Source organism: Plastoroseomonas hellenica (assembly GCF_018129085.1).
GTDB lineage: Bacteria > Pseudomonadota > Alphaproteobacteria > Acetobacterales > Acetobacteraceae > Plastoroseomonas > Plastoroseomonas hellenica.
Genome location: NZ_JAAGBB010000025.1, coordinates 96,430 through 107,552, shown reverse-complemented (window position 1 = coordinate 107,552; position 11,123 = coordinate 96,430). Strand labels below are relative to the sequence as shown.

Genomic DNA, 11,123 nt, shown 5'->3' with positions numbered 1-11,123 from the left:
CTGGCGGGGTTGGGCGGCTCCCCCGGCGCGGCCGCGGCGATGCGCGCGGCGCCGAGCCGCGGCACGGAGGCCAGCAGCGCGCGCGAATAGGGGTGCCGCGGCGCGCCCAGCACCTGCGACGCCGGCCCTTCCTCCAGGATGCGGCCGAGATACATCACCGCGACGCGGTCGCAGACCTGGCGCACCACCGCCAGGTTGTGGCTGATGAAGAGATAGGCCAGGCCCCGCCGCGCCCGCAGCGCCGCCAGGAATTCCAGCGTCTGCGCCTGCACCGAGACATCGAGGGCGGAGGTCGGCTCGTCCAGCACCAGCAGCTCCGGCTCGGTCGCGAGCGCCCGGGCGATGCAGACGCGCTGCTTCTGTCCGCCGGAGAGCTCATGCGGGTAGCGGTGCAGGAATTCGCCGGGCAGCCCGACCTCGGCCAGCAGCGCCGCCACCCGGTCCCGCAGCTCGGCACCCTTGGCCATGCGCTGGATGATCAGCGGTTCCGCGACCGAAGCCGCGACCGTCAGCCTGGGGTCGAGCGCCGCGGAGGGGTTCTGGTGGATCAACTGCATGCGCCGGCGCAGCGGCCGCAGCCGCCCCTCCGGCATATGCGTGATATCGGCGCCGCCGAAGCGGATGCGTCCGGCGCTGACTGGCGTCAGCCGCAGCAGCAGCCGCGCCAGGGTGGACTTTCCGCAGCCGCTTTCGCCAACCAGCCCCAGCGCGCCGCCGGCGGCGAGCGTCAGGTCGACGCCCGCCACCGCCGTGACGCTGATCGCCTGGCGCCAGCCGCCGCGCTTCACGCGCCAAGTCTTGGTCAGGCCCTCGGCTTCGAGCAACACGCTCATGGCGCGGCGTGGTGGCAGGCGACGCGATGCGCCGGCGCCAGCTCCCGCAGCAGCGGCTTTGTCGCGGCGCATTCGGCCGTGGCGCGCGGGCAGCGCGGATGGAAGCGGCAACCCCCGGGCGGGCGCAGCAGGTTCGGGATGCTGCCGGGAATGCCGCTCGGCCGATGCTCGGGACGGTCCAGATCCGGCACCGCCGCCAGCAAGCCCTGTGCGTAAGGGTGCAGCGGGCGCGCCAGCAGCTCGGCGGTCGGCGCTTCCTCCACGACGGTCCCCGCATACATCACCGCGACGCGGGCGCAGCTTTGCGCGATGACGCCGAGGTCATGGCTGATCAGGATCAGGGTCAGCCCGCGGTCGGCGACCAGGCGGGAGATCAGCGCCAGCACCTGCGCCTGCACGGTGACGTCGAGTGCGGTGGTCGGCTCATCCGCGACCAGCAGCCTGGGCTCGCCGGCCAGCGCCATGGCGATCAGCACGCGCTGGCGCATGCCGCCCGAAAGCTGGTGCGGATGGCTGTCCAGCAGCCGCTCCGGCTCCGCGAGCCCGACCGCGGCCAGCAGCTCCGCCGCCAGCGCGCGCGCCGCGCGGCGCGGCCGCACGACGCCGCCGGCGGCGCTGTCCTGGCCCCGGATGACGTCGACCAACTGGGTGCCGATGGCGAGCAGCGGGTTCAGGTAGCTCGCGGGGTCCTGGAAGATCATGGCGATGCGCCGCCCGCGCAGCCGGCGCATCCCCGCTTCCGGCAGGCGCAGCAGGTCCTGCCCCTCGAAGAGGATCCTCCCGGAGACCACGCGTGCCGGCGGCACCGGGTTGAGCTGCAGCAGGCTCCGCGCCAGCACCGACTTGCCGCAGCCGGTCTCGCCGACGATGCCGAGCGTGTCGCCGGCCTCGACCGCCAGGTCGATGCCATCGAGCACCGCGGCCGTGCCGTCGAAGCCGTCGAAGGCGAGGCGGTAGTCGCTGATCTCCAGAAGACTCATCCGCGGTTGCTCCGCGGGTCCAGGATGTCGCGCAGCCCGTCGCCCAGCAGGTTGAAGCCGAGCACGCTCGCATAGATGAAGGCGCCCGGGCAGATCGCGTACCACCACCAATCCGGCAGGTAGCCGCGCGCGATCGAGATCATGGCACCCCATTCCGGCGTCGGCGGCTTGGCGCCCAAGCCGAGGAAGCCGAGGGATGCGACGGCCAGGATCGCCTGGCCGATATCCATGCTCATCTTGACGATCAGCGGCGAGATGCTGTTCGGCAGCACATGTCGCCAGAGGATGCGCAGGCGCCCGGCGCCGGCGACGCGCGCCGCTTCGATGAAGGGTTCCTCCCGGATCGACAGCGCCTTCGATTCCGCGAGCCGCACATAGCCCGGCCACCAGACCAGCACGAGCGCCAGCATGGCATTCGCGATCCCCGGCCCGAGTGCCGCCACCAACGCGATCGCCAGCACCAGGCCGGGGACGGAGAGGAACAGGTCCGTCACCCGCATGATGGCTTCGCGCAGCCGTCCGCCCGCGGTGCCCGCGAGAATGCCGAGCGGCACGCCGATCGCCGCGGCGGCGAGCGTGATGCCGAGGCCCACCAGCAGCGACAGCCGCGCACCGATGATGACGCGGGTCAGGATGTCGTTCCCGACCTCATCGGTGCCGAACCAATGCGCCGCACTCGGCGGCTGCAGCTTGCCCGCGAGGTTGGTGGCGCCGGCGACGTCATCCGGATAGGGCACGATCCAGGGCCCGAGCAGCGCCAGCGCCACGATCAGGGTCACCAGCGTGAGCCCGAGCATGGAGGCGAAGCTGCGGCGGAACAGAAAGCCAGCGAGGCGGAGGCTGCGCGACGCCATTCTCATGCATCCCGCAGCCGAGGGTCGAGCGTGCCGTAGAGCAGGTCGACCACCAGGTTCGCGATCATGAAGTTGAGGCCGACGATCAGGGTCACGCCCATCACCGGCTTGAAATCGCCGGATATGGCTGACGAGACGGCGTAGAGCCCGATGCCCGGCCAGTCGAAGACGGTCTCGACCAGCACCGTGCTGCTCATCATCCAGCCCCAGCGCAGACCGATGATCGCGAGCGTCGGCAGCATGGCGTTCTTCAGCGCATGCACCGCGATCAGGCGCCGCCGCAGCACGCCGTTGGCACGCGCGGCGGTGATGTAGTCGGCGCGCAGCGCCTCCACCATCTCGCTGCGGTTCACCCGCAGGATGGAAGCGAGGCAGGGCAGCGAGAGGACGATCGCCGGCAGGATGATGTAGGACAGCGCTTCCGTGAACAGCGCGCCATTGCCGCGCAGCAGGCTGTCCACCAGCAGCAGGCCGGTGATCGGCGCCGCCGGCTCGGTGAAGACCGAGAGGCGCCCGCTGGTCGGCAGCCAGCCGAGCGCGGTCGCAAATCCCAGTTGCAGCAGCAGCCCGAACCAGAAGGGCGGCAGCGCGATGCCGGAGACGGCGAGGATCCGCGTCGCATGGTCGATCCAGCGATCCTTGAACACCGCCGAGAGCATGCCGAGCGGCACGCCTGCCAGCACGCCGAGCGCCATGGCCAGCAGGCAGAGCTCCAAGGTCGCTGGGAAGTACCGCGCGAGGTCCTGCCCGACCGGCCGCCCATTCGCGACGGATCGCCCGAAATCGCCGCGCGTGAGGTCAGTGACGTAGCGCAGGAACTGCTCGTGCAGCGGCCGGTCGAGCCCGTATTCCCGCCGCGCCTGCTCGATCTGGGATCGCCCGGCATCCGGCCCCGCCGCCAGCGCCGCGGGATCGGACGGCGCGACATTGGCGATGATGAAGGTCAGGCAGATCAGCCCGAACAGCATCAGCGCCGCGAGGCCAGCACGGCGCAGCAGGTACGTGATCATGGCGCGGCGCTCTGGCGGTGCTTTTCCGCCCCTGTCGCGCCGGCTTCCTCGCCGATGCAACCAGCATCGGCTGCGTCAGCCGACACGCCAGGGACGAAAAATCCCTCGCCAGCCCTCCGCGCCATTCTCAAGCGGCCCTCACCCCTGGATCCAGAGCGGGTAGAGATCGACTTCGCCGGTGAAGCGGATCGGGCTGAACTCGAAATCCTTCACGTAGTCGCGCCGCGCCCAGGTGCGGTTGGCGATCATGCCGAAGAGCTCCGGCTGGTCGGCGACGATGCGGCGCTGCACCTCGGCATAGATGGCCATGCGCCTGGTCTGGTCCACCATGCCGCGCGCCTCCGCGATCATCGCCCAGACCTCCGGGTTCTCGTAGTGGGACATGCCGTAATAGAGGCCCCAGGAATCGCGGTGGTACTGGTAGGCGACGGTATCGGGGTCGGTGCCGACCGGCGTGACATAGACCGATGTCATGTTGGGCGCCGTGTCGGGCTTCGATCCGCGCGCCACCATGGTGGTCCAGGGCTGGCCCACGATGTTCACCCGGATGTTCAGCGCGCGCAGGCTGTCGAGCAGCGCGAGGCCGATGCGCCGCGCATCCTCCAGCCCCTGCACATGCACGTATTCCAGCTCGATATCGCCGTTCGGCACCCGGCTCCGCGCCAGGAAGACGCGCGCCTTCTCCAGGTCCTTTCGCGGCATGTCGGGCACGCTGACATGGCCGGCCATGCCGGTCGGGAAGGGGCTGTCCATCAGCCGCGCCCCGCCATTGTGGATGGTGATCAGCGACTCGTAGTCGAAGGCATGGGCGATCGCCTTGCGCAGGTTGATGTCGGCGGTCGGGCCCTGCTGGCAGTTGAACTTGATGCCGAAGGTGGTGAAGCCGGCATGGTTCTCGATGGCGACGCCCGGCAGCCGCGCCATCTGCTCGAGGTCGTCCGGGCTGAAATTGGTGCCGAAATCGATCTCGCGCCGCTGCAGCGCGGCGCGCCGCGGCGCCGCTTCCCGCAGCAGCCTGTAGATGACGCCGGAGAGGCGGTTGGCCTCCCCCATCGGCCAGCCCTTCCAGTAGTCGGGCACCGTGTCGAGGTGGATCAGCGTATTGCCGTCGAAGCGCCGCAGCTTGAAGGGGCCGGACCCCGCCGCATTCTCGGTCAGCCAGCGGCGGCCATTGTCGCCATCGACCGTGTTCGCCGCGACCTGCTTCGGGTTCACGATGTACCACCAGGGCACATAGCTGATGAACGGCGCGAAGGGCCGGTCGAGCGTGAAGCGCACGGTGCGCGGATCCACCGCCACGATGTTCTCGGGCTTCAGGAAATCCTTGAGCATCCAGGCGATGCCGGCATTCAGCTTGAGGCCGCGCTCGAAGGAGAAGCGCACCGCCTCCGCGTCCAGCGGGTCGCCATTGTGGAACTTGGCGTTGCCGACGAGGTGGAAGGTATAGGTCAGCCCATCGGCCGATTCCTCATAGCGCTCCGCGAGCCAGGGGATGATGCGCGGGGGAGCGCCGACATATTTCAGCAGCCCGTCATAGACGGATTGCTGGATCATGCGCGTCGACCAGTCGTAGCGCACATGCGGGTCGAGCACCGGCACCCCCTGGTTGCCGGCGAAGACCAGCACCTTGCGGTTGCCGTCACGCTCGAAGCTCCAGCCCGAAGCGGGAAGGGCGGCGAGGGCGCCGGCGCCGAGCAACACGGCACGGCGAGAAGTATGCGACATGGTCAGCTCCCGGTCGTGGTGGCAGGCTCGGCGAGGCCGGCGCGGCGGCGCGCGGTGGCGGCGGGATCGATCCGGCCGTCGGGGCCGAGCACGCAGCCATAGTCGCGCACCGCGGCATCGGCGGTGATGTAGCCATCCTCCATATCGGCGGCGATCGCTTCCAGCGCCCGCGCATGCGGCGGGCCGAAGCCGGATCCGCCGGCGATCTGCGCCTCGATCTCGATCGCGGGCTCGGTCATCGCCACGACCTCGCCGGTGGTGACGTCATGCACCTCCGCGCCGGGGCGCCGCACCAGCCCATGCGCATTGCCGCCGGCGCGGCCGCCGAACAGCCCGTCCACCGTCAGCCCATAGCCTTCGGGGAAGAGGCCCACGGTGATGACGTCGCTGCCGGGCGCGAGCCGCCTGGCCCGCATCCGCTGCCCGAGCCCGCCGCGCTTCGTGCCGGGGCCGCCGGTATCGGCGACCAGCGTCTTCTCCAGGATCACCACCGGCATGCGGCTCTCCAGCAGCTCGACCGGGGTGTTCGCGGCCGAGGTCGGGAACAGCAAGCCGGACTTGCCGTCCTGCCGCTGCGAAGCGCCCTGGCCGCCGCCCATGAAGAAATGGTCGGCGGCGACGCGGCCCTGGATGTTGCGGCCATAGAAGGTGAAGGATTTCGGCATGCCGGTGAAGGCCTGCACCTTGTCTGGGATCGCCGTCGCGAGCGCCCGGTAGAGGTTGGGCCCGATCCACCAGGAGATGCGGGTGCGGTGCGCGACCGCGGCCGGCGGGTCGCAGTTCAGCGCGGTATGCGGCGGCGCGGTGATCTCGAGCGGCGCGTAGCAGCCGGCATTGCCGCGCACATTCGGCGTCAGCATGCATTTCAGGGGGTAGCTGGAATGCCCCATGGTCACGTTCATGGTGCAGTTCACGCCGCCGCGCGGCTCCTCATCCGGCACATCGACATGCTCGACATGGATGCCGTCGCCCTCTTTGTGCACGCGGACGGTGAAGCGCCGAACCTCGCGGTGTGGCCGGCTTTCGAGGGAGCTCTCATAGACGCCGTCCGGCACCGCGGCGATCGCGGCCCGCGTCGCCGCCTCGCTGCGCCCCTGCACCACAGCGGCGAGTGCGGCCAGGTCCGCCAGGCCGTATTCCGTCATGAAGGCATCCAGCCGCTGCGCGCCGAGCGCATTGGCGGTGACCATGGATTCGACGTCGCCCAGCACCTGGTCGGGGTTGCGGACATTGGCGTGCAGCATGCGCAGCAGCGACTTGTCGGGGACCCCCGCCGCATAGAGCTTCATCGGCGGGATCAGCATGCCTTCGTCGAAGAGCTCGGTCGCCGCGTTCGGGTCCTTGACGCCGCCGATGTCGCTGACATGGCCGACAGTGCCCAGCAGCGCGACCAGCCGCCCGTCACGGAACACCGGCGTCACCAGCGCGATGTCGAACAGGTGCCCGGCGCAGAGCCAGGGGTCGTTGGTCACCAGCACGTCGCCGGGCTTCAGCGTCTCCGGCGGGAAGAATTCCAGCAACGCCTTCACGCAGCGGGTGAGCGTCAGATTGAACAGCGGCATGGCGCGCGGGCTATGCGCCAGCGGATTGCCCTGCGGGTCCAGGATCTCATTCGCGAAGTCCTGGCTTTCGGAGATGATCAGCGAATAGGCGGTGCGGCAGACGGTCTGCCACATCTCCTCGACGATCGAGATCAGCCGCGACCACATGATCTCGAGCCCGATCGGATCGGCCTCGATCCTCGCCTTCGCTTCCTCCAGCGACATCCCCGGCGCGACGAGGGTGTCGGCGGCGCGCGCAGCGCCGACGGTGATGCGGAGGTTGCGCGCGGCATCGACCGCCAGGCTGTCGGTCGGGCCGATGATGGTCGTCGCTTCCCGCTCCTCGACGATGGCGGGGCCGGTGACTTCCGCACCGGGCGCCAGCGCATAGCGATCATAGACGGGCGTCTCGTGGAAGCGGCCTTCGAACCAGGCCGGGCGGCTGCCCTTGCGCGCGGGGCCGCTGGCGTCGCCCGCGACCGCGCCGGAGATCGCGATCTCCGGCTCCGGCCCGATGACGCGGACGCGGAGCGCCAGCAGCTCGATCTCGGCGCTGTCGACGACGCGCGTGTACAGCGTGCGGTAGGTCTCGGCGAAGGCGTCGATCAGCGCCGGCAGCCCGGCCGTACCAAGCGCGCCTTCCGGCAGCGGCACCGGGATTTGATGGAGCTGGCCGATCAGCCGCATCTCGGCGCTGCGCTCGACGCGCATCGCGCTCTCCGGCACGCCGGCCGCCGCCAGCCGGCCGCGTGCCTCCGCCTCCAGCCCCGCGAGCGTCGCATTGGCGGCCGCCCAGTCGGTGGCGGAGCCGAGCGGCATCAGCGCGCTGCGTGACTGTTCGAAGGCGAGCGGTGCGGCCAGGAAGCCGAGCGCGGAGGCGGCGCCGGAAGCCGGCGGGATCAGCACGTCGCGGATGCCGAGGACGCGCGCGACATCCGCGGCATGGGCGGGGCCGGCGCCGCCGAAGGCGACCATGGCGTAGCCGCGGGGGTCGCGGCCTTTCTCGACCAGGTGGACGCGGGCCGCACTCGCCATCGCCTCGCAGACCACGGCGTGGATGCCGGCCGCGGTCTCCATCGCCGGCAGGCCGAGCTTCGCGCCGAGCTTCTCGAGCGCCGCTTCCGCGGCGTCTCGATCCAGCGCCATGGTGCCGCCCAGGAAGAAGCCGGGGTCGTAATAGCCGAGCAGCAGGTTGGCGTCGGTGACCGTCACGTCGGTGCCGCCGCGCCCATAGCAGGCGGGGCCGGGGTCGGCGCCGGCCGAGTGCGGCCCCACTTTCAGCAAGCCGGTCTCGTCGATGCCGGCGATGCTGCCGCCGCCGGCGCCGATCTCGATCATGTCGACGACCGGCGCCTTGATCGGCAGGCCGGAGCCGCGCTTGAAGCGATGCACCCGCGCCGCTTCCATCATCGGCGCGACCGCGGCGCGGCCGCGTTCGATCAGGCAGCTCTTCGCGGTGGTGCCGCCCATGTCGAAGGCCAGCGCTTCCGGCAGCCCGGCTTCGCGCGCGAAGAGCACGGTCGCCAGCGCGCCGCCGGCGGGGCCGGATTCCAGCAGCCGGATCGGAAAGGCGCGCGCCACTTCCGGCGCGCAGAGCCCGCCATCGGACTGCATCAGCCTGAGGCTGCCGGTGAAGCCGAGCGTCGCCAGCTCCCGCAGCAGGCGGCCGATATAGCGGTCCATCAGCGGCTGCACGAAGGCGTTGGCACAGGTGGTGGTGCAGCGCTCGTATTCGCGGATCTCCGGCGCGACCTCGGAGGAGAGGCTGACGGAGAGTCCCGGGAAGGCTTCGCGCAGGATGCGCCCGGCCTCCTGCTCATGCACGGGGTTGGCGTAGCTGTGCAGGAAGCAGACGGCGATTGCGGTGCAGCCCTCGGCGACCAGCCGCGCGCCTTCCGCGCGCACCGCGGCGGCATCGAGCGGGGTCAGCACGCGCCCGTCATAGGCGAGGCGCTCGGCGATCTCGATGCGGCGGCGCCGCGGCACCAGCGGGTCGGGGAAGCGGAGGAACAGGTCATAGATGTCGTAGCGCTGCTCGATCCCGAATTCGAGCGTGTCGCGGAAGCCCTTGGTGGTCAGCAGTCCCAGCTGCGCGCCGCGCCGTTCGATCAGCGCATTGGTGACCAGCGTCGTGCCATGCAGCAGCGCGCCGACATCGGCGATGGCGATGCCTGCATCGGCGCAGATGGCGCGGATGCCCTCGAGCGCGCCGTCGGCCGGGTCCTGCGGCGTGGTGAGGCATTTGTGCAAACGGATGGCGCCGGTCGCGGCATCGAGCAGCACGAAATCGGTGAAGGTGCCGCCGATGTCGAAGCCGAGGCGATAGCGGCTGGAAGGGATGGCATCGGCCACGGCAAGTCTCCTACGAACGGGCCCGAGCTTAGCAACTCCCATGCCGGTGGATACCGGCCTTGGCGGGAGGGCGGGCGCTGGCGCCGCGCCGGGCCAGGCCTTATCAGCGGCGGCGGATGGACCGGCGGGGCCTGTCCGGCGACAGGAGCGGGCATGGCCGACGGGAACGAGGATTACGTCTACGACGAGGCGACCGGCGAATGGCGCCCGGCGTCGGAGATGGCGGCCGTTGCCGCCGATGCCGGGCGGGCGGAGGTCCGCGATGCCGCCGGGAATGTCCTCGCCGATGGCGACCAGGTCATCCTGATCAAGGATCTGAAGGTGAAGGGCGCCAACCAGACCCTGAAGCAGGGCACGGTCATCAAGTCGATCCGCCTCACCGACAATGCGGAGGAGATCGACTGCCGCCACGAGGCGATCAAGGGCCTCGTCCTCCGCACGGAATTCGTCCGGAAGCGCTGAGTTCGGGGGCCGGAACGGGCCGGCCCCCCTCACCCTGAAACAATTCGCAACCGGTTGCGTCCTCCGGCGCCCATTGCCCGCCGCCGGAATTGCGAATAATTATCATCCACACAATACGATCGCGTCGGGCTAGCCCGTGCTCGTGGAGGATCCGCCGCCACCCAGCGCCATCGGCCACATCCGGGATATCCATGAGCGAGCTCGCTTCCGCAGAGATCAGTCGGCCCCGCGGCAACCGGTCCTTCTGGCTGAAGCACCTGCATCGCTGGCACTGGATCAGCGCGGCGCTGTCGCTGGTCGGCATGCTGCTTTTCGCCGCGACCGGCATCACCCTGAACCACGCCGCCGATATCGGCGGCACGCCGCAGACCACGGAGCGCAGCGCCACCCTGCCGGCACCGCTTCTGGCGGAGATCGCGGGGGCGGGGACCGCGCGGCGCCCGATCCCATCAGCGATCCGGGACTGGGCGCGGCGCGAATTCTCGGTCTCGATCGGCGACGACACGGCGGAATGGTCGCGCGACGAGATCTACCTGGTGCTGCCGCGCCCCGGCGCCGATGCCGCGCTTACCATCGACCGCGAAAGCGGGGAGGCGCGCTACGAGCTGACCACCCGCGGCTGGATCGCCTACCTGAACGACCTGCACAAGGGCCGCCACACCGGCCTCGCCTGGAGCTGGTTCATCGATGTCTTCGCGGCCGCCTGCCTGGTTTTCTGCACGACCGGCCTGATCCTGCTGCACCTGCATGCGGGGTCGCGGCCGAGCACCTGGCCGGTGGTCGGCTTCGGCCTGGTGGTGCCCGTCATCCTCGCCATCCTGTTCATCCATTGAGAGAAGCGACATGCGCCCCTCCCTGCCTGCCCTGGCGCTGACCGGCCTCGCCGCCACCACCGCGGCAGAAGCCGCCGAGCTCAGCCTCTCGGTCGAGATCCCGCAGCTCCAGGTCACCGAATACCACCGGCCCTATGTGGCGGTCTGGGTGGAGCGGCCGGACCGCAGCGCGGCGGTGAACCTCGCCGTCTGGTACGAGACGCGGAACGCCCGCGGCACCACCTGGCTCAAGGACATGCGCGAATGGTGGCGCCGCACCGGGCGCGAATTGACCATGCCGGCGGATGGGATCAGCAGCGCGACCCGCGCCCCGGGCCGGCACGTGATCACCGTCGATGCTGGCCAGGGCGAACTCTCTCGCCTGCCGCCCGGCCAGTACAACCTGGTCGTGGAAGCGGCGCGGGAGGTCGGCGGCCGCGAGCTGGTGCGGGTGCCCTTCCAATGGCCGCCCGCCGCGCAGACCGGCAGCGCCCAGGGCACCAGCGAGCTCGGCGCCGTCACCCTCGACATCAAGCCCTGAAGCAACAGGAGAC

At 70.4% G+C, this 11,123-nt stretch carries 9 protein-coding genes; 3 read left to right on the top strand and 6 right to left on the bottom strand.

Annotated features, from left to right (window positions below; genetic code table 11):
- From GXW71_RS35240 to GXW71_RS20310, 6 genes are all read right to left on the bottom strand, one after another.
- Positions 1 to 833: ATP-binding cassette domain-containing protein (locus tag GXW71_RS35240; protein ID WP_211854465.1), on the bottom strand; the 833-nt coding region annotated here is incomplete at its 3' end.
- The gene (locus GXW71_RS20330; RefSeq protein WP_211854464.1) at positions 830 to 1,813 is read right to left on the bottom strand and encodes an ABC transporter ATP-binding protein; all 984 of its coding nucleotides are present in this window, start codon (positions 1,811 to 1,813) and stop codon (positions 830 to 832) included. The genes GXW71_RS20330 and GXW71_RS35240, both read right to left, overlap by 4 nt.
- A complete protein-coding gene (locus GXW71_RS20325; protein ID WP_211854463.1) occupies positions 1,810 to 2,667 on the bottom strand; it encodes an ABC transporter permease in 858 nt (285 codons plus the stop codon). The genes GXW71_RS20330 and GXW71_RS20325 overlap by 4 nt, the downstream gene beginning before the upstream one ends.
- Before the next feature lie 2 nt (positions 2,668 to 2,669).
- A complete protein-coding gene (locus tag GXW71_RS20320; protein WP_211854462.1) occupies positions 2,670 to 3,677 on the bottom strand; it encodes an ABC transporter permease in 1,008 nt (335 codons plus the stop codon).
- A gap of 138 nt (positions 3,678 to 3,815) precedes the next feature.
- Positions 3,816 to 5,402, bottom strand: a complete 1,587-nt coding sequence (locus GXW71_RS20315) for an ABC transporter substrate-binding protein (protein WP_211854461.1) — start codon at positions 5,400 to 5,402, stop codon at positions 3,816 to 3,818.
- Positions 5,403 to 5,404: 2 nt separating this feature from the next.
- Positions 5,405 to 9,295 carry a hydantoinase B/oxoprolinase family protein gene (locus GXW71_RS20310; protein ID WP_367617337.1) on the bottom strand — a complete coding sequence of 1,297 codons (3,891 nt, stop codon included), beginning with the start codon at positions 9,293 to 9,295 and terminating at the stop codon, positions 5,405 to 5,407.
- A gap of 153 nt (positions 9,296 to 9,448) precedes the next feature.
- On the opposite strand from GXW71_RS20310, the gene GXW71_RS20305 reads away from it, so the two are divergent.
- The 3 genes from GXW71_RS20305 to GXW71_RS20295 all read left to right on the top strand — a co-directional run bounded on the left by GXW71_RS20305 (position 9,449) and on the right by GXW71_RS20295 (position 11,110).
- A complete protein-coding gene (locus tag GXW71_RS20305; protein ID WP_211854457.1) occupies positions 9,449 to 9,757 on the top strand; it encodes an alkylphosphonate utilization protein in 309 nt (102 codons plus the stop codon).
- A 191-nt stretch (positions 9,758 to 9,948) separates the two neighbouring features.
- On the top strand, positions 9,949 to 10,590 hold the full coding sequence (locus GXW71_RS20300) for a PepSY-associated TM helix domain-containing protein (protein WP_211854455.1): 642 nt from the start codon (positions 9,949 to 9,951) through the stop codon (positions 10,588 to 10,590).
- Positions 10,591 to 10,600: 10 nt separating this feature from the next.
- Entirely contained in the window at positions 10,601 to 11,110 is a 510-nt protein-coding gene (locus GXW71_RS20295; protein ID WP_211854453.1) for a DUF2271 domain-containing protein, read from the top strand.
- The last annotated feature ends 13 nt before the right edge of the window (positions 11,111 to 11,123 follow it).